Annotated in this window: 20 protein-coding genes and 1 pseudogene; 4 read left to right on the forward strand and 17 right to left on the reverse strand. The window is 45.6% G+C overall.

The genetic code is table 11. The features are described from left to right. Positions 1–111 precede the first annotated feature (111 nt). The 4 genes from AAGG74_RS10280 to AAGG74_RS10295 all read right to left on the reverse strand — a co-directional run bounded on the left by AAGG74_RS10280 (position 112) and on the right by AAGG74_RS10295 (position 3,114). Positions 112–474, reverse strand: coding sequence for a HesB/IscA family protein (locus AAGG74_RS10280; RefSeq protein WP_225493382.1), 363 nt, complete (start codon positions 472–474; stop codon positions 112–114). Positions 475–551: 77 nt separating this feature from the next. Next, positions 552–1,406, reverse strand: coding sequence for a diaminopimelate epimerase (dapF, locus tag AAGG74_RS10285; RefSeq protein WP_429675340.1), 855 nt, complete (start codon positions 1,404–1,406; stop codon positions 552–554). 118 nt (positions 1,407–1,524) lie between these two features. Continuing rightward, positions 1,525–2,742, reverse strand: coding sequence for a NupC/NupG family nucleoside CNT transporter (locus AAGG74_RS10290; RefSeq protein WP_429675341.1), 1,218 nt, complete (start codon positions 2,740–2,742; stop codon positions 1,525–1,527). Between the two features lie 135 nt (positions 2,743–2,877). Next, the gene (locus tag AAGG74_RS10295) at positions 2,878–3,114 is read right to left on the reverse strand and encodes a YuzB family protein (RefSeq protein WP_429675342.1); all 237 of its coding nucleotides are present in this window, start codon (positions 3,112–3,114) and stop codon (positions 2,878–2,880) included. 262 nt (positions 3,115–3,376) lie between these two features. Here AAGG74_RS10295 and AAGG74_RS10300 point away from each other — a divergent pair, with 262 nt between their 5' ends. After that, complete coding sequence (locus AAGG74_RS10300) at positions 3,377–4,444, forward strand: NAD(P)/FAD-dependent oxidoreductase (RefSeq protein ID WP_162103439.1); 1,068 nt, start codon at positions 3,377–3,379, stop codon at positions 4,442–4,444. Between the two features lie 25 nt (positions 4,445–4,469). On the opposite strand, the gene AAGG74_RS10305 is transcribed toward AAGG74_RS10300, so the two are convergent. Then, complete coding sequence (locus AAGG74_RS10305) at positions 4,470–4,796, reverse strand: YuzD family protein (protein WP_162103440.1); 327 nt, start codon at positions 4,794–4,796, stop codon at positions 4,470–4,472. A 98-nt stretch (positions 4,797–4,894) separates the two neighbouring features. On the opposite strand from AAGG74_RS10305, the gene AAGG74_RS10310 reads away from it, so the two are divergent. After that, on the forward strand, positions 4,895–5,230 hold the full coding sequence (locus tag AAGG74_RS10310) for a NifU family protein (RefSeq protein ID WP_202923606.1): 336 nt from the start codon (positions 4,895–4,897) through the stop codon (positions 5,228–5,230). A 40-nt stretch (positions 5,231–5,270) separates the two neighbouring features. Here AAGG74_RS10310 and AAGG74_RS10315 read toward each other — a convergent pair. From AAGG74_RS10315 to cotNH, 5 genes and pseudogenes are all read right to left on the reverse strand, one after another. Further along, a pseudogene (locus tag AAGG74_RS10315) lies at positions 5,271–7,242 on the reverse strand (S9 family peptidase). 108 nt (positions 7,243–7,350) lie between these two features. After that, positions 7,351–8,280 (reverse strand): homoserine kinase, encoded by a 930-nt coding sequence (gene thrB, locus AAGG74_RS10320; protein WP_429675343.1) that lies wholly within the window; start codon positions 8,278–8,280, stop codon positions 7,351–7,353. Continuing rightward, on the reverse strand, positions 8,277–9,335 hold the full coding sequence (gene thrC, locus AAGG74_RS10325; protein WP_162103604.1) for a threonine synthase: 1,059 nt from the start codon (positions 9,333–9,335) through the stop codon (positions 8,277–8,279). Before thrC ends, thrB begins: the two co-directional genes overlap by 4 nt. Then, a complete protein-coding gene (locus tag AAGG74_RS10330; RefSeq protein WP_429675345.1) occupies positions 9,335–10,636 on the reverse strand; it encodes a homoserine dehydrogenase in 1,302 nt (433 codons plus the stop codon). Before AAGG74_RS10330 ends, thrC begins: the two co-directional genes overlap by 1 nt. A 200-nt stretch (positions 10,637–10,836) precedes the next feature. Further along, entirely contained in the window at positions 10,837–11,856 is a 1,020-nt protein-coding gene (gene cotNH / locus AAGG74_RS10335) for a spore coat-associated protein CotNH (protein WP_162103605.1), read from the reverse strand. 153 nt (positions 11,857–12,009) lie between these two features. On the opposite strand from cotNH, the gene AAGG74_RS10340 reads away from it, so the two are divergent. After that, entirely contained in the window at positions 12,010–12,510 is a 501-nt protein-coding gene (locus tag AAGG74_RS10340) for a phosphatidylglycerophosphatase A family protein (protein WP_162103444.1), read from the forward strand. Between the two features lie 26 nt (positions 12,511–12,536). On the opposite strand, the gene nucF is transcribed toward AAGG74_RS10340, so the two are convergent. From nucF to lipA, 4 genes are all read right to left on the reverse strand, one after another. Continuing rightward, entirely contained in the window at positions 12,537–13,307 is a 771-nt protein-coding gene (gene nucF, locus AAGG74_RS10345) for a 5' nucleotidase NucF (protein WP_429675346.1), read from the reverse strand. 28 nt (positions 13,308–13,335) lie between these two features. After that, entirely contained in the window at positions 13,336–13,770 is a 435-nt protein-coding gene (locus AAGG74_RS10350) for a DUF86 domain-containing protein (RefSeq protein ID WP_162103446.1), read from the reverse strand. Between the two features lie 23 nt (positions 13,771–13,793). Next, positions 13,794–14,069, reverse strand: coding sequence for a YutD family protein (locus AAGG74_RS10355; protein ID WP_162103447.1), 276 nt, complete (start codon positions 14,067–14,069; stop codon positions 13,794–13,796). Between the two features lie 619 nt (positions 14,070–14,688). Next, complete coding sequence (lipA, locus tag AAGG74_RS10360; RefSeq protein WP_162103448.1) at positions 14,689–15,585, reverse strand: lipoyl synthase; 897 nt, start codon at positions 15,583–15,585, stop codon at positions 14,689–14,691. 230 nt (positions 15,586–15,815) lie between these two features. On the opposite strand from lipA, the gene lytH reads away from it, so the two are divergent. Continuing rightward, the gene (gene lytH, locus AAGG74_RS10365; protein ID WP_162103449.1) at positions 15,816–16,796 is read left to right on the forward strand and encodes an L-Ala--D-Glu endopeptidase; all 981 of its coding nucleotides are present in this window, start codon (positions 15,816–15,818) and stop codon (positions 16,794–16,796) included. Between the two features lie 27 nt (positions 16,797–16,823). Here the strand turns inward: lytH and yunB are convergent, their stop codons facing one another. The 3 genes from yunB to AAGG74_RS10380 form a co-directional block, all read right to left on the reverse strand. Next, the gene (gene yunB, locus AAGG74_RS10370) at positions 16,824–17,582 is read right to left on the reverse strand and encodes a sporulation protein YunB (protein ID WP_429675347.1); all 759 of its coding nucleotides are present in this window, start codon (positions 17,580–17,582) and stop codon (positions 16,824–16,826) included. A 71-nt stretch (positions 17,583–17,653) separates the two neighbouring features. Further along, positions 17,654–17,959, reverse strand: coding sequence for a YunC family protein (locus AAGG74_RS10375; protein WP_225493441.1), 306 nt, complete (start codon positions 17,957–17,959; stop codon positions 17,654–17,656). A 65-nt stretch (positions 17,960–18,024) separates the two neighbouring features. Continuing rightward, complete coding sequence (locus AAGG74_RS10380; protein ID WP_429675348.1) at positions 18,025–19,413, reverse strand: bifunctional metallophosphatase/5'-nucleotidase; 1,389 nt, start codon at positions 19,411–19,413, stop codon at positions 18,025–18,027.

A 19,413-nucleotide genomic window follows, 5' to 3' on the forward strand; every position in this document is an offset into this window, starting at 1 on the left:
TAGCCTGGGGTGTTTTTTTCTGCAAAAAACGCCTTTCTTAACGATGATTTATCGATAAGAAAAGCGTTATGAATAAATTTTACGATTCATTGCAGGTTGCAGATTCAGCGCTTAGCACTCTTCAGGGGTACCTGTATTCGTCGCTGTTCTAAACGAAGAACCGCAGCCGCATGAAGCGATGGCGTTTGGATTGTCGATAGTAAAGCCGCCGCCGAGCATGGATTCTTTGTAGTCAATGATAGTGCCGTTCATGATGTCAAGGCTTTCTTTGTCAACGAGCACGGTGATGCCGTACTGATCAAACATACTGTCTTTTTCGCCCTTTTCATGTTCAAAGCCCATGCCGTAAGAAAGTCCGCTGCAGCCGCCGCCTTTGACGCCGACACGCAGAAACGCGTTTTCTTCTTCATGCTCTTTCATCATATCTTTTATATGCAAAGCTGCTGCTTCTGTAATTGTTACCGGGTTGCTCATCTTTGTGAACCTCCTTTTAAAAACTGGATGCTGTCTTTTATTATAAACTTGATCGGTTCATTTCTCAAACAAGGTGTTTACAAAAAATAGACACCTTCACAAACGGTTTCAGCCGGTCCTGTCATCATGACATGGCCGTTGTCTTTCCAGTTGATCACCAAATCTCCGCCCGCTAAATGCACAGTGATGTCCTGATTTCGTTTCGATACGCCATTTAACACAGATGCGACGGCCGCTGCACATGCTCCTGTCCCGCATGCCTGCGTAATGCCTGATCCCCGTTCCCAGACGCGGAAATGCAGTTCATGTTCATTTACGGTTTCGACGAATTCCACGTTGACACCTTCTGGAAATCTCGAATCTTTTTCAATCACCGGCCCCAATGTCGTTAAAGGCGCTTGTTCAATATCAGCGATCGGGAAAACGATATGGGGATTTCCCATTGAAACGGCAGTGCCTGTCAGTTCAGCTTCACCAAATGCCATCGTTTCATTAATCATATGCTCTTCCCCGCCGTCAAGCATTGGAAGCTCAGCCTTTGTCAGGCGCGGTTCGCCCATATCAACAGTGACCATTTTCACTTCCCCGTTCTCTGCTTGAACTTCCGCTTTTACAAGGCCGGAGAGCGTTTCAATCAGAAAAGATGTCTCCTCAACGAGCTTTTGCTCATACGCGTATTTTGCGACGCAGCGCAGGCCATTGCCACAGTTTTTCCCTTCAGACCCGTCATTATTAAAAATCCGCATTTTGACAGGCGCTTGATCTGAAGGACATATAAGGATCATCCCATCGGAACCGATCCCTGTATAAACAGAAGAAACCTGAATCGCAATCTCAGACAGTTTTTCTTCTGGAAGCTGTTCTTCAAATTGATTCACATAGATATAACTGTTTCCCAAGCCGTGCATTTTGGTAAAACGAAATGAGTTCATAAGTGCCTCCAACTTTTTTTCTTTTACTTAGTATAAAAGCTATTCTAAACGGACACAATACCATTATCCCCCGTTTTTCATACATAAAAGCTCCTTGCGATTTCGCAAGGAGCTTTTATCATGATATAAACATGCCGGCAATCGCTGCACTGAGCAGATTGGCTAATGTTCCCGCAAGAATAGCCTTCAGGCCGAGACGAGCGATATCCGAACGGCGGCTCGGCGCTAAACTGCCAAGCGTACCGAGCATAATCGCAATGGATGAAAAATTGGCGAATCCGCATAACGCGAAACTGATAATCGTAGCCGTTTTCTTAGAAAATTCGCCGATGTGCGGACCGAAATTAGAATAAGCGACAAACTCATTCAGTACCAATTTCTGGCCGATATAACTTCCTGCTTGCAACGCTTCATGCCAAGGCACGCCAATCAAAAAGGCAATCGGAGAAAACACATAGCCAAGGAGCGATTCTAATGTAACGTCTTTTAAGCCGAACAAGCCTAATACGCCGCCGAGAATACCATTTACTACGGCGATTAATGCAACGAAAGCAAGCAGCATTGCTCCAACGTTTAAGGCAATTTGCAGTCCGGTTGACGCTCCCTTTGCAGCTGCGTCAATCACATTGGCTGCGCCTTCACCTTCATCCATTTTGAAGTCGCTTTTAACGGTTTGCGGCTTTTCTGTTTCGGGTATAATCAATTTACCAAAGACAAGGCCTGCAGGAGCAGCCATAAAGCTCGCCGCAAGCAAGTATTCAATCGGAATACCGAGAAGAGCGTACCCAAACAAGGTTGACCCAGCAACAGCTGACAGGCCGCTTGTCATCACCGTGAACAATTCAGAGCGCGTCAGCCCGGCAATCAGGGGTCTGATCACTAATGGAGATTCAGATTGTCCTACAAAAATATTAGCAGCAGCCGCAAGAGATTCCGTTTTGCTTGTCCCAAGAAGCTTCGACAATCCTCCGCCAATAACACGGAAAATAAGCTGCATGATTTTCAAATGATATAAAACTGCAATCAGTGCTGAGAAGAAAATGATAATGGGCAGGACACTTAATGCAAAAGCCGGACTGTCACCGACTTTTAGAAGCGGCCCAAAAATAAAACTGATGCCTTCATTCGCATAACCAATCAGAAGCTGTACACGGCTTGAAAACCATAAAAAAACAGCGCGCCCCGCTTCCCATTTCAACACGATGTATCCAAACGCCACCTGTATACATAAACCAACGATGACTGTTCTTATCTTAATATTGCTTTTCTTTTCTGAAAATAAAAACGCGATAGCAACGATCGCAACTGCGCCCAGCAGTCCCCACAGAACATCCATGAATACTCGTACACCTCTTAAATTTTATTAAAAAAATATCTTTTATACGATAACAATAATATTTTTTGATGTCTACACATTTTTTGGTTCTCTATGTACGGCAAAATAAAAAAAGGGCCTGTCAGACCCTTTCTCTTAAAACATTGGATTTTCCTCAATAAATGTATATATATTCTCAACAAGCTCCTCAGGCGTTTCACCTTTGACGACTTCTCCGTTTACAAGAGCGAAAAGCGACTCCATGCATGTCCCGCAGTAGCTTAAGCAGCCATATTCAAGGACATCCAGTTTTGGATCCTTTTCCAAGATCGCCCGGGCTTCCTGCGAGCCGTGAGCCAGATTGCTGACACAAAATTCAATCATTGGATTCATGCGGTTTCACCTCACATCTGTCCATTATCGCGAAATTTTCACCATTCGTCAAAGATAGCGGATTGTTCGCATTTCATTATTGTAACATATCATTAAATGAATAACGTTTTACTAATTTATGATTTCAAACTAATTTGTAGGTTATTTTGAAACTATCATTGTGATTTTAGGTCAAATTCGATATAATTCTAGATGTTATTTTACATAGTTCATATTTTTTTCACTGTATCTATCATACTCTTCGGATTAAAGGGGAATTCAAATGAAAAAATTGGTCTTGATCGGCGGAGGTTACGGGAACATGCGTGTTCTTCATCGCTTACTGCCAAACCAGCTGCCTGATGATGTTTCCATTACGTTAATTGACAGAAATCCATATCACTGCTTGAAAACAGAATATTACGCCCTTGCCGCAGGCACAATTTCTGATCATCACATTAGAGTGTCATTCCCGGAACATCCACGTCTAGATGTCCAATATGGTGATATCTCATCAATTGATATTGCACAAAAACAAGTGCTGTTCCAAGATCGCGAACCGATTTCTTACGATGACGCCGTGATCGGGCTCGGCTGCGAGGATAAATACCACAACGTGCCGGGAGCACATGAATTCACCTACAGCATTCAAACCATCGATCAGTCCCGCGAAACCTACCAAAAGCTGAATAATCTGAGTGCTAATAGCACTGTCGCCATTGTCGGAGCAGGCCTTAGCGGCGTTGAGCTTGCAAGTGAATTGAGAGAAAGCCGTGATGACCTGAACATTATTTTGTTCGACCGCGGCAATCTTATTTTATCAAGCTTTCCCGAGCGTTTAAGCAAATATGTGCAAAAATGGTTCGAAGAGCACGGTGTCCGCATTATTAACAGGGCAAATATCACAAAGGTAGAAGAAGGTGTTGTGTTTAATCACGATGATGCAATTCCTGCAGACGCCATTGTATGGACAGCCGGCATACAGCCGAACAAGGTCGTCAGAGACTTAGATGTGGAGAAGGACGCACAAGGGCGCGTCGTATTAACGCCTCATCACAATCTTCCTGGTGATGAACATCTGTATGTTGTCGGTGATTGCGCCAGCCTTCCTCATGCACCGAGCGCCCAGCTGGCAGAGGCTCAAGCAGAGCAGATTGTCCAAATTTTGCAAAAACGCTGGAATGGAGAAGCCCTTCCTGAATCAATGCCGCAGTTCAAGCTGAAAGGCGTTCTCGGTTCACTTGGTAAAAAAGCCGGCTTCGGTCTTGTTGCTGACCGCCCGCTGATCGGCCGTGTCCCGCGTATGCTGAAATCCGGATTGCTGTGGATGTACAAACACCATAACGGTTAATAAGAAAGAAAATCCGCTGATGCTGTCAGCGGTTTTCTGTATACCCGTGCCTCTCCATTTCCTCATACACGTCTTTTAATTTCGGGCTGCCTTCACCAACAATTTTGTCTTCTACAAGCACAAGCGGATAAAAATACTCATCCAGTTTGATTTTTTCCGCAAGCTCTTTCGCATGTTTCATATCAGGCGGATCATGAATATCGATGTAGCGGATCACAAAAGGCTGATTTGGATATTTTCTTTTCAGCGCGGCCTCAAGCCACTCGTACGTATCCTTGGCCGTCGGCATATTGACACAGCTCGCACAAACGGTTTCTGCCCCGTACACGCTAAGCACGACAGGTTTTGTCACTGATAACCGCCTCCTTCTCTCTAAGCAAGTTCTTTCTTTCAGTATACAGAGCCAAATGACGTTTTTATAGAAAAAACCGTTTTTGTGTTCAAGTCTCAATGTGCTATAATAGGAAAAGCAACTTTGCAAACCAAACAATAGATTTTTATTGTTACACTCAATATAATGGTTTTATGATGACGAAAGGAGCGAATGTCATGACTGAAGTTGAAATGAAAGAACAGGTGCAGGAAGTACTGGACAAACTTCGTCCGTTTTTACTTCGTGACGGCGGTGACTGTGAGCTTGTAGACGTAGATGAAGGTATTGTGAAGCTTCGTCTTCTAGGCGCATGCGGCAGCTGCCCAAGTTCAACAATTACGCTGAAAGCCGGAATTGAACGCGCTCTTCTTGAAGAAGTGCCGGGTGTCGTTGAAGTAGAACAAGTCTTTTAATAAACAGCCAGACTGATCAATGATCAGCCTGGCTTTTTTATTAGAGATATTGATCAAACCATGAACTGATATAATTCAGGCGTTTAATCCGCTGTCCAGGATGGCCGCTGCGCGACAAATTGTGCGACGCTTTTGGAAAACGGACGAGCATCGTTTGCTTGTCCATTTTTTTCAAAGCGATGAATAGCTGCTCCGCCTGCTCGATCGGACACCGGTCATCTCGCTCGCCATGCAAAATCAAAAGCGGTGTCTCCACGTTTGCTGCGTATTTTAAAGGGGAACGGTCCCAAAGCTTTTCTGTGTCTGTAAACATATCATGCTCAAGCTCGCCAGTCTGTGAAGAAATAGCCGATATCACTGACGCCGTGAAAGCTGATCCAGTTTGAAATCGAGCGCTGAGTGACGGCAGCTTTAAAGCGGTTCGTCTGTCCGACGATCCAGTTGGTCATAAAACCTCCGTAGCTTCCGCCCGTGACACCGAGCCGTTTAGGATCGATCTGCAGATCTCTTTTTATCGCCTCATCCACAGCCTGCATCACATCCTCATAATCCTTTCCGCCATAATCTCCTCTGACGGCATTTACAAATGTCTGCCCATACCCGTGGCTCCCTCTCGGATTAACATAAACCACTGCATATCCTTTCGCCGCCAGCACTTGAAATTCATGAAAATATGTATGCCCGTACATCATATGCGGCCCGCCATGTATGTTAAGAATAAGGGGATATGACGAGTCTTCCGCCTGGGCAGGTTTCAACAGCCAGCCGTTCACCGTTACGCCGTCTTCTGTAACATATTGAATATCTTCAGGCATTGAAATCGTATGCTCATCGACAAACTTGTCATTCGCGCCAGTCAGCCGCTTCTCTTCCTGTCCAAGCGGGATGCTGTAAAGCTCGCTCGGTCTGTCCGGCTTTGTCACACTGGCAATAAAGTGTTGTTCGTCAAATGACAGTGAAAAACTATTGATATACTCTTTTTCGAGACGAATCGGATACACAAGGCCTTCAATCGAAATATAATAGATTCCCGTGCTGCCTTGATCTGTGCCGATCACATAAAATCCTTGGCTGTCCTTCGTCCAAATTGGACGCTGTTCGCCGCCTCCGATCAATGAATCCCCAATCAGCGCATCTGCTAAATGAACATCCAGCATCTCAGTCAGACATGTAAGGCGGTCTTGTTCGATATCATAGAGCCATGCCTTTTCAAGCGTTGCATTCTGATATTCCTGCTCATGCCCAAGCAAAGCAATAAACCTTCCGTCCGGAGAAAATGAGCTTGATCCGAATGAGCCGCAATGCGGTGTCATTTGCTTGAGATCTCCAGTCTCCAGCGACATTATGTAGACATCGCTCGGCTTGCTGGCATCATCCGTTTCAGTCAAATTCGCTGAGAAAACAAGCCTTTTGCCGTCAGGAGAAAAGGCAGGATCTCCATGATCGGCTTTGTGAGTTGTCAGCTGCTTCACCTCGCCAGATTTCACGCTGACAAGCACAAGCTGGGCGTATGAACCTCTCGTCAGCCCTTTGCCGTCACGTTTATAGGCTAGACCTTGCACTTCAACAGGCTCAAAGCTGCCCTGCTCCGTTTTCTCTCGATCATGAATACTTTCTCCCTCTCCCAAACTGACAGTGACTAGCATCGACTCGCCATCAGGGGACCATATTGGCTTTGACACGCCATACAGGATATCAGTCAGTTTCTTCGCTTCTCCGCCTTCCGTGCTCATGATATACAGCTGTGCTGCATCACCTTCACGATCAGAAATAAAGGCAAGTGTATGCCCGTCCGGAGACCATCTTGGATCTGTGCTCCGTTTCTCTCCGTGTGTCCAAGGAACAGAACAGCCGCTTTCCGTTTCATAGACCCATATGTTTGAAGTATATGAATCTTGCTCTTGATTCACTTGCGATTTCACGTATGAAGCACGGCTGCCGTCAGGGGCGTATTGAGGATCGGTCACAGAGACAATCGCTGTGATGTCGTCTGCGGTTATCAGCTTTTTCATATTCATCTCCTCCTTTTTACATGTATTTCGTTTTTCTAAATATAAACTCCTTTATCTCCAGCAGAAAAAAAGCGTCCCTCACTGATGCTGAGGGACGCTTGGCTTGATCTATACACTTTTTGCTTGATATAAAGGGTTTCGCTCTATTATACTTCCCTCTTTCGGAACGGTCAAAGCGTCGACTTCACAATGAGGGAAATGAAGCGCAAGCTGTTCTTTCAGCTCTTCTCCGTTTCCTTTTTTGGTCATAACGAGGATCGTCGGGCCTGCACCGCTAAGAGCTGTTCCGTACGCGCCCTTCATCTCGGCGACATGTTCTACTTTTGACAGCTCAGGGACAAGCATCGCCCGGTACGGCTGGTGGAACAAATCCTTCTTCATGATTTTTCCGACGAGCGGCCAATCCTTGGACATGATGGCAGCAATGAGTATATTGCTGACTGCGCTTGCTTTTACAGCGTCCGCATATGGAAACTCTTTCGGCAGCACGTCTCTTGCGTCTCTTGTCAGCACCTCGTAAAAAGGAATGACAACGACAATATCAATGTCAGCATCCGGGACGCGGATCATTTGTGTCTCATCATCTTCATGCAGGCCGATGACAAGACCGCCAACGAGAGACGCGCCCGCATTATCCGGATGCCCTTCTTCAAGGCTGGCTACATGGAGCTTGTCCGCTTCAGACAGTTTTAAGCCGCATAATTCATCAGCCAGTTCAACGGCCGCTACAATCGCCGCGGCGCTGCTGCCAAGCCCGCGTGCGAGCGGGATGTCGCTCCATACCTTCACATGAACGGGCGGCATTTCTTTTCCATACAAATCTGCTGTCCGTTTTGCCACTTGATAGATCAAATTATCTGTACCGGCCGGAATTCCTGCGACTGTTTCTGTTTCAGCTTCAAAAGACCATTTGTCGCTTTCAAAGACGGTCAGCTTCAAATATCTGCTGAGCGCCATTCCAACTGAATCGAAGCCGGGTCCTAGGTTAGCCGTGCTTCCGGGAACAGTGACAGTGAACAGCATGTCGGCTTCGTTCATACACGAGCCGCTCCTTTTATATATTCAAGGATGCTGTCTTCGTCAGTCGGCAATGTGACCGGCTTGATTTCTGAAATATCGACCGCTGTGTTCGGATCTTTCAATCCGTTTCCTGTTAAGACAGCCACGACCTTGCTGCCTTTCGGAATGTCTCCAGATTTCACTTGCTTCAGAACACCGGCGATAGACGCGCAAGATCCAGGTTCTGCAAACACGCCTTCTTCACGGGCGATCAGCTGATAGGCGTGAAGGATTTCATCATCAGTAACTTCGTCAATTTTCCCGTTGGATTCCTCAGCTGCCTTGACAGCTTTGTCCCAGCTTGCAGGGTTTCCAATCCGAATGGCTGTCGCTATCGTTTCTGGATTTTCAATCACTTTATTACGGACAATTGCCGCCGCGCCTTCCGCTTCAAAGCCGCGCATTTTCGGAAGACCTGTGTTGTTTTTCTCATGATATTCCTTGAAGCCCTTCCAGTACGCCGTAATGTTTCCGGCGTTTCCAACCGGGATCGCCAATACATCCGGGGCTTCCCCAAGCTGCTCGCACACTTCAAAGGCAGCAGTTTTTTGGCCTTCAATACGGTATGGGTTGACTGAGTTGACAAGAGCAATCGGTGATTTCTCACAAATGGAACGGACAATTTTAAGCGCATCATCAAAGTTTCCATCAATTGCAATAATTTCGGCTCCGTACATGACAGCCTGAGCAAGCTTTCCGAACGCGATTTTACCGTTCGGGATGATGACGATGCATTTCATGTTGGCACGGGCTGCATACGCAGCGGCAGCAGCGGAAGTGTTTCCTGTTGACGCGCACATAATTGTGTCATTTCCTTCTTCTTTTGCCTTCGCCACAGCCATGACCATGCCGCGGTCTTTAAAAGATCCCGTAGGGTTGACGCCTTCCGTTTTGACATGAAGCTCAATTCCAAGCTGCTCGGACAGCTTCGGCAGGTGAATAAGAGGTGTGTTTCCCTCATGTAATGTAAGCGCCGGTGTTTGATCTGTTACAGGTAAAAATGCTTTATATTGATGGATAAGTCCTTTCCACATTAGCTCCAACCGTTCCCTTCTACGCGATATGTGCTTTTGACTTCTTGAACGACTTTCAAATCATTTAAGTTTTGCAGGATATCACTGAAATCAGCTTCTGATGTATGGTGTGTGACAATTACGATTTCTGCCAGCTCATCATGGCCTTTAATCGGCAGCTGAAGGATCTTTTCAAAACTTACGCCCCTCTCTGAAAAGACAGACGTGATTTTCGAGAATGAACCGACTTGATCTTTGACGTGAATTCTTAAAAATTGCTGTGCGTAAATGTCAGACGGCGACTTCATATTTTTTTCGTATTGCGGGGCGACAAAGCTGTTGCCGGTTACCCCAAGACGCATATTTTTCATGACTGCGACAAGGTCGGAAACAACGGATGTTGCAGTCGGCATGCTTCCGGCTCCCGGCCCGTAGAACATCGTCTCACCAACAGCCTCACCATACACATAAACAGCGTTAAACTCATTATGCACGGCTGAAAGCGGATGATGGTCAGGAAGCAGTGTCGGCTGAACACTGACTTCAATTTTGCTGCCGTCACGCTGAGCAATTCCGATCAGCTTCATCGTATAGCCAAGGCGTTTGCTGAAGCTGATGTCCTCGTCTGTAATTTGAGAAATCCCCTTTACTTTGACGTCTTCCAGATCCACATTCATCGAGAAGCCGAGGCGCGCCAATATCGCCATTTTCCGTGCAGCATCAAGCCCTTCCACGTCTGAAGTCGGATCAGCTTCAGCAAAGCCGAGATCCTGTGCTTCCTTGAGCACTTCCTCGTAAGGGCTTTTTTCTTTAATCATTTTTGTTAAGATAAAGTTCGTTGTTCCGTTTACGATCCCCATCATCTTTGTAATCCGATCTGATGAGAGCCCCTCCTCCAATGTGCGCAAAATCGGAATCCCGCCGGCAACACTGGCTTCAAAGTAGATGTCGCAGCCATTTTCCTTCGCTTCCGCAAGCAGCTCGGAGCCGTACACAGCCATTAAATCCTTGTTTGCTGTGACAACATGCTTTTTCGATTTTAGCGCGTCGAGCAGATATTGTTTTGTCTGCTCAACTCCGCCGATGACCTCGATCACGACATCAACATCTGGATCATTGATGACATCATCCACTTCTGTCGTGAGCGCTTCCTTCGGCAAATCTACTTCTCTCTTTTTCTCTAGATCTTTTACAAGCACTTTTTTTATCGTAATCGGACAGCCGACCTGATGCATCAGCTTATCCTGATGGTCTTGAATAATTTTAACGACACCGCTTCCCACGGTACCCAAACCTAAAAGCCCCACACGAATCGCTTTCAAAAAAACTCCACCTTTCTTTTGATTGTCCATTTCAAAAAGACAATTGTTAACTCAACACAGACATATAAGTTACAAACATTATATAAGTCTGCTCTTGTTTTGACAAGATAGCAATCGGCTGAATTTTATGAATGTAAGCGTTTAACGAATTGATATGACAAGATTCTTTATTTTCTAATTATTTTTGTCAGATTTTCTCCTCAGCCTGAACGGCCTTTGCCGAGCCAGCTTACGCGGGGAACAAATAGCTTCTGTCCCCTCATGTTCATGAATTCCTGCGCTGTATTGAGAAATTGCTCATAGCGTCCGCAGTCGTTCAGAATGAAGTCAAGCTGCTCTTCATAATAGTGCTTATCTGACTCTGATGACATGTAGTAGCTCTCTACGATTTCAAAATAATGAAGCGGAAAGAGCAGCCGACTGTATAGAAGGCGTTTTGAAAAAGAAGACAGCGGTGTGACTTGCTCGTATTCTTGCAAGAAAAGAAAGCCGTGCTGATGAAAATCTTGTCTGTGATGCAAAAACGTATGCCTCATGTATTCAGCCAAATCTCGTGAAGAGTGGTCAAATACCCAATCGGATGGAATCCTGATCAAGGAGTCGGGTGACCATGTATGTCTTTCCATCCTCTGATGGCATATCGTTCCTGAATCAGCGGCTTGAGGCTTGTCATCCAGTTCAGTGTCCACTAAATATTGTATCGCATTTTCTGACAGCCCTGCATAATATGGAAATGACTCAATCATTTTTTTATCGAACGGCTCATGCGGCGGCGTATGAACTTTTTGCTGCCAAAAAACCTCAAGCTGATCAATGCGTTTTCCCCACAGATCCTTCCACTGGCCGATCCTTCCCGCTGCCTTCACCTCATACGGATACCCGCGGCCTTTACGGTGAAATTCCGCAAGCTCCTGACCAACGGAGAACGTCCTGTTTGAATACGGGGGTGCCGCTTTCAGCAAAGCGTACGTTTTCTTCTCATGTTCAAACGTCAGCTCACCTTCTTTTGTAAAGATAAAAACAGAAACGTATGGGTCACTTTGTTCTTGTAAATACTGACTCATGTAATAAAGCTCCGCCAGTTCGGTATCTGAGAATTGGGAAACGGGGACAATCAGAAAGAATGAATTCGGTGTCTGAAAGCATTGATATGTGTGCTGGTACGTGGAAAGCTGTCTGATATGAATGCCGTATTTTTCTTTTATTGTACCTTTCACAATGATCACCTGCCTATTGAATTAGGGCTTCATCACATCGTAGTCATACACGTCTGGAATTATGAATACATATTTTCATCCGACAAAGGCGCAAGAAAAAGTCGTAAACATCTCACATATTTTGTATAAACTAGTAAAAAAGATTGGGTGAAACTGATGTCAGAAAACGAACAAATCAGTCAGATGGAAGCAAAAGCAAGAGCACGGATGAAAGAGCGAGGCGTTGAGGTATCAGACATTGCAGAGCTTGTCTTTTTTCTGCAGAAAAAATACCATCCAGATTTAACAATTGATGAATGCACACTGAACGTCAATCGCGTTCTTGCAAAACGCGAGGTGCAAAATGCGATTTTAACGGGCATTGAATTAGATGTTCTTGCTGAGCAGAAAAAACTGTCTGAACCGCTGCAAACGATCCTGGAAACGGATGAAAGCCTATATGGAGTAGATGAAATTTTGGCATTTTCCATCGTGAACATTTATGGATCAATCGGGTTTACGAACTACGGTTACATTGACAAAGAAAAACCCGGAATTCTTAAGCATTTGAATGATAAGTCAACAGGCGAATGCCATACCTTTTTAGATGACATCGTTGGGGCGATTTCCGCCGCGGCCTCCAGCAGGCTCGCACACCGCGCGCGACATACAGAATAAGGGCACCCTTTTCGGGCGCCCTTTTTTTATATGTATGGAATCCATTCAGTCAGAGAGTCAATGGCATGAGTCGGTTTTTCCATGTCGTCTGTCATATGCTCTCTTTTCGTTACGCCTGTGTGAACGAGCAGCGTATCCATACCAGCGTTTATGCCGGCCATAATGTCCGTCGCATAGTTGTCACCGACCATCAGAGTTTCGGATACATCCGTGCCAAGAACACGCATCGCCTGCTCCATAATGATGAATTCCGGCTTGCCGATAAATATCGGCTGTACCCCTGTCGATACGGTTAAAACAGATGTCAGTGAGCCGTTTCCGGGCAGAAGGCCTCTTTCAGTCGGAATCGCAATATCTCCGTTTGTGGAAATAAAACGGGCTCCATTTCTAATGGCCAGACAGCCGACAGCAAATTTTTCGTATGTAATAGAACGGTCAATCCCAACGACAACAAAATCCGCATTTTCCCCGCCAAACGTCAGGCCGTTTTCTTCAATTGCCTGGCGGATTCCTTCTTCCCCGATCACATATACAGACGCGTCTTTTTTTTGCTGGGCGATATGCTGTGCAGTTGCCATGCTGGTCGTGAAGACTTGTTCTTCTGTTGCCGGAATATCAAAAGAGACGAGCTTGTCTGCCACCTGCTTCGGTGTGCGCGAAGAGTTGTTTGTCACAAAAAGATATGGAACGCCGCGATCTTTCAGCGTTCTGACAAATTCACACGCTTCTTCAATTTTTTCCGTACCATTGTACATCGTTCCGTCTAAGTCAATTAAATATCCTTTATATGTTTTCATATCCAACACTCCTGTGGCTTTCCAGTTGTTATTTAAACGCAGAAACAGGGCCAAGCTCTGTTTCCAAGTAGCTTCTGATTCGCTTCGGGAAGTTTTGAAGAGCTGTTTGATGGGCCGTAATCAGCCTGTAAAGCTCTTTGCTGTCAGTGAGCATGTACTGCTGTACCAATGTTTTACGGTAGGCGATAACTGTCTTGAGCTCCGTTCCCTCTTGTTCTGTGACAACTTTTTCATCAACAAGTATGTCCATCATGTCATTATAACTGCCCGGGTCCCGCATAATAAAACCGTCAATCATGTCATTGCCTGTATCCAGAATGCATTCGATTAACAGATGGCCTATACGCTGAAGCGCCAATCCCCCGATTTCTGACTGCCAAGCTGCTTGTGAGTTAAACAGTGCCAGCTGGTGCTCAAAGAACCCGAGTGTTTGCTCGATCTTATTTCTGTCAACAAAATACATGACAGCATCCCCTTTGTATATATTTATTTTCTGATTCGTTTCAAGACAAAATACGCACAGCCGAAATTGCAGTATTCATAAATGTATTCATCTAATGTGCTGATTTTCGTTTCAAAGGTTGCCTTTTGATTCTGGTCGTCAAAGAAGCCCTTGAGCCTGAGCTGGCCGTATCCCCAGTCTCCCACAATATAATCGTATTTATTTAAAATATCAGAGTAGCGGGCTTTAAAAGCCTCTTCATTGAAGCCGTCTTTGAAATTGTGCACCAAGTCAAATTCGGCATTTTGAATAAGAATCATGATCTCACCTCTTTTTCACTCTTTCCTATCATAATTCATTGCCTCGTCCCCATCAATTGCTAATGAATAAATCATGCGATTTGGCTACCCTGCATATGAGGCGGGATTTACAAATGAAACGCAATGCTGTTACCCTTTTCCTGTTGATTGGGCTTTATTCGGGTGCGGAGTTCATACTGACAAACGGGTCCCAATTCATATGTCTGACTTGAAATGATGAGAATCGACAAATTGCTATGTGTTCTATCAACAAGAACAATTGACGCTGCGAATAGCGGATAACATTGGAATGCGGGAAGAAACCGCTCCCAACATATCAAGTGTAACGGTTCAGCTCCCTCCTATTCAAGATGCTCCGACATTGACAATCGAGCAAGCGAAGAGCATGGCAGCTTCTGTAAGACTGCGCTACTATCATGTCTATATGTCCGATAATCCAAACCATATACAGCCGATCAAAAATAACAGCTATCCCAGCTCCGATTTCATGCCAGAGTCGACTAAAAAGAATAAAAACCGCCCCGTAAGGAAGCCGTGTCTCAAAACGTCAATAGAGAAACCCACCAGAACGTAATTCAATAGGAAAGACAAAAACGCCAGATGACCTGGCGTTTTGGCATTATGCTTGTGCTTGGCGTTTTTTAGATGCTTCGTTCACCTGTTCATCCGCATGGTAGGATGAACGGACAAGCGGGCCGGCTTCGCAGTGGCTGAAGCCTTTTTGCATCGCGATTTCCTTTAATTCTGCAAATTCATCAGGGTGATAATATTTTTGGACTTTCATGTGTTTTTTCGTCGGCTGCAAATACTGTCCTATTGCCATAATATCCACGTTGTTTGCCAAAAGGTCGTCCATGACTTCAATAATTTCTTCCTTCGTTTCCCCGAGCCCGATCATGATGCTTGATTTTGTCGGAATGTCAGGCTGCATTTCCTTCGCACGGCGCAAAAATTCCAGCGAACGGTCGTATGTCGCCCGCGCACGGACTCTTGGCGTCAGGCGGCGAACTGTTTCGATATTGTGATTCAGGATGTCTGGGCGTGTATCCATCAAAGTTTTTAAATTATCATAGTTTCCGCCCATATCAGACGGCAGCACCTCAATTGTCGTGAACGGGCTTTTTCTGCGGATCGCACGGACAGTTTCCGCGAAAACGCCTGCCCCGCCGTCCTTCTGGTCGTCACGGGCAACAGCCGTAATAACCGCGTGTTTCAGATTCATAAGCGCGACAGAATCGGCTACGCGTTCAGGCTCTTGCAGATCAAGCTCAGTCGGAAGGCCTGTTTTGACAGCACAGAAACGGCATGCTCTTGTACAAACGGAGCCCAAAATCATAAATGTAGCTGTACGTCTGACCGCCCAGCATTCATGAATATTCGGACATTTCGCTTCTTCGCATACGGTATGCAGATTGTTTTCCCGCATGAGTTTTTTAAGTCCTGTATAATTTTCATTTGTATTTAATTTGATTTTGAGCCATTCGGGCTTTCTGAGGTGTTCGTCTTTCTTTGCCAATTCCCATCATCTCCAATATACTCAATTTCTGTCACGAAACATTCTGAAAACGAGAAAAGTGCAGGTTTTTTTATTTCTGCAACAAAAATAATGTTTTTCTAACTAAAGAAAGTCTTTTCTTTAGACACTTTACCATAGGAAAAATTTCTCGACAAGGGAAGATCATTACTGACATTTTTAAGCCGGCTTGCCGCAAACTATGTGTATTCAATATGAAAGGAGATTCTTATGTGAAAGTTTTGTTATCTGCTCTTCTTCTCCTTTTGTTTGCGTTTGAGCCCTCTGCGCATGGAAAAAAACTTACAGATCCAGTGCTGTCGAAACGAATGGAATTATATCATAAAGTCGAGGCTGTGACGCAGATTCCTTGGTACGTACTCGCTGCTGTCGATCAATATGAGGAAAATGTCCGGAGCAATAAAAAAGACCTGCCTGACAAAGCAGGAATCATCAGCATCTATATACCGGATGAAATGTGGAGCGGACCTGAAAATCCTAATCCGAAAGATGATGCGCCGTTAAGCATTAAAGTGTTTGACGGGATCGGGATGGATGGTGATGGAGACGGGAAAGCCGAGGTCAGCAATGATGAAGATATTTTGTATACATTCAGCCAATACTTGCTGTCATACGGGACAGATGACGACAACATCCGCATCGGGCTTTGGAAGTATTACCGGCGTGACCAGACAGTGGGGATTATTTCTGAATTCATGAAGCTGTTTAAAGCATACGGCCGAATTGATCTGGACGAGCATGCGTTTCCGCTTCCAATCAGAACCGATTACAGCTACCGCAGCACGTGGGGAGATGCCCGCGGATTCGGCGGAAGGCGTATCCATGAAGGCACGGATATCTTTGCCCATTATGGTCTTCCTGTCAGATCCACCTGCTACGGCGTAGTTGAAATGAAGGGCTGGAACCGCTTCGGAGGATGGAGAATCGGCATCAGAGATATTAACAATACGTATCATTATTTTGCCCACCTCAATGGGTTTGCCAAAGGAATAAAAACTGGACAAATCGTTGAACCCGGTCAAGTGATCGGATCTGTCGGCAGCTCCGGATACGGCCCGCCGGGAACCGCTGGGAAGTTCCCGCCGCATCTTCACTACGGAATGTACAAAGATAACGGAAAAACTGAATGGTCGTTTGATCCGTACCCGCATTTGCGGGCATGGGAGCGCTATGAATATAAACATAAGAAATAACGAAAAGCCGCCTCTTTGACAGGCGGCTTATTTGCTGTTTTTTTCACTTTTTGAATCGGCTTCTTTGTCGCTCGGGAGCTGGACAGAAGGCGTGACGCCTGAGCCGCCGCTTCCATTATAAAACTGCGGCACTTCGCCCTGCACTGCTTTAATGGATACAGGAACATTATTTGTGACGACAGCGGTTTTGCTGGCGAACGGAATAATGACCTTCACTTTAATTTCAACAAAGATGCTGATATCAATCAGTGCATTATTTATGCCATACGGCTTGATTTTGGTTTTGACATCTGTAAAAGCGTCGCCGATTAAATTAAACCGGACCGGAATTTTCGGCCCGAGGTTTCCAAGGAGGCTGTTGCCGGTTACCTGTCCGAGCGGAATGTTAATCATAATATTTTCACTGGCGCCGCTGTGACCGGTATGGTTTTCCATCTCTTTCAAATGAGCCTGAAGCTGCTTTGTTACTTTTGTTTTCACACTGTTTATAACCTGTGTATTAAAATCGATTGTCGTTAAGTTCCCGTTTTCATCGGAATTCATTTGAAACATGTCTTTCATATTTTCACTGTCGGACATGTAATCCTCAATCGAGTCCTGGATCACCTCTGTCGCCACACGCTTCGTTTCCATCTCGCCGATGCTCATTAAAACAGGTTTAATTGAGCCATTGATCATCCAAAGACTGACTGTTGTTGACAGAATAAAAAAGACAACTGACAAGAGCATCACGTACCGGAAAGGCAAAGGTCCTCTCTTGCGAAAAGGGCCGCGATATCTTAGCAAGAAAATCCCCCCTTACATATCACAATGTATGCTTGTAAGAGGGGACATAGTAACAGCCGGGCCAAATTATTTTAATTCACCATTTTTAAAAGTGCGTCTCTGCCGCTCATGCCGGTATGGATGCCGAGATCCTCCGCGGCGTATGTCACGGATTCCAAAGGTGCATCTAATAGCTGGTCAATGGTGCGTACACCGACTGCGCGCCCCGCCACGATGCCCCGCTCCTTTAGCTTTTCATTCAGCAGCGCCACATCAAGCGCGCCGCACATAATGTATCCGTGATCGTTTGTGACAGCCATAAAATTCGTTTTTGGAAGCTTCACTGTCACAGCTGTAAAAGGCTGTCCTTCTATCATGATTGGTGTCAGATTCACCACATCAAACACTCCCTTCATTCATCACTTTATGATGAAGGGCACAGCTTGTTGTGGGCTGACCTCCTTTATTGCGCGAGCTTCCATGCGAGCAGATCACGCAAAAACTCCGGCATGAAATATTCCTTTTCTGCGGCGTCGCGGATAATTGGAAACATCCTGCCGAGTGTAAACATATCAAGCACGGCAACGGCGTATTGTTTATGTTTTTCAATCTCTTTTCCGTTCAGTGTGATTCGTGTAACATGCGTGATTCCGTCATCAAGCCGTTCCGTTTCTACATCAATACCCGCATACACCATTTTCCCCATCACTTCACCGCGGAAGCCGAGCCCTTTGATTCGGAGCTGTTCCATTTGCTCTGAAGCCGCATGGACAATGGTTTCCTTTAATTCTTCTCCTGTCAGGCGGACAGCCACCGGGTTGATCGGATGAGGACAGATGCGGTGCAAATCCAGCTTCGTCACAGGACCCGCTTTCAGCGGACCGAGAATAACTCCTGAGTTCACCATACTAATATCCGTCCCGCACCATTCCTTTAACGCATACGCCAACAGCAAAGGCAGCTCTGATTCTTCAAACCATTTGACCTCAGCATCTTGCGCAAGCTCGGCAACGGCATCGGACAGCATTTCCTCGGCTTCACTTTCTTTTTCATGAAGAAATGCTTTTGTTTCGGCGGATTCTCCTCGCCATTCTGCCATGCTCTGCACAGACGCTGTTTTATTGATGATGCTTCGCTGTACGCTGTCCACTGTCATTTCTACACAACCGACATAATGCCCGTATTTCTCGGCGCTGGCAAGCAAAACACCGTTCACCACTTGTCCATCTTCAAGCAAATGATGGGTGTGCGATTCCAGTATCACATCAATCTCAGGAACCGCTTCAGCCACTGCCTGATCATCAAGAATGCCTAAATGTGACAGCAGAACGATGATATCAGCCTGCCCTTTCACTTCACGGATGGTGTTTTTTATGCTTTCTAGCGCATCCGTTACTGTCCATCCCAGCTTGTCATAAACGGGATAATACGGCACAGTCACGCCTAAGAAAGCGATGGACATACCGTTTTTCAATGTTTTGATATGGGAAGGAACCGCCCAGGACGGACGATGTCCGTTTTTATCAAATAAGTTGGAGACAATAACGGGAAATTCAGCATGATCATATAGGGCAGCGAGCTCTTCATGCGGAAGCGTAATCCCTTCGTTATTACCGATCGCCGCTCCATCAATGCGAAGACGGTTCAAGAGATCAACATTCGCTTTTCCGAACGTCGCCTCTGTCACAAATTGAAAACGATCAAGATGATCGCCAATATCAAAAACGAGCGTCTCTTCGCTGTCTGATTGGTGCTCTTTTCTTTTCTGCTCGATATAATCTACAATTTTTGGCCAGTTTTCAAAATGGCTGTGCAAATCATTTGTATGATATAAGCGAAGCTTCTCCTTCAT

It is taken from the genome of Bacillus mexicanus, assembly GCF_050445615.1.
GTDB lineage: Bacteria > Bacillota > Bacilli > Bacillales > Bacillaceae > Bacillus > Bacillus mexicanus.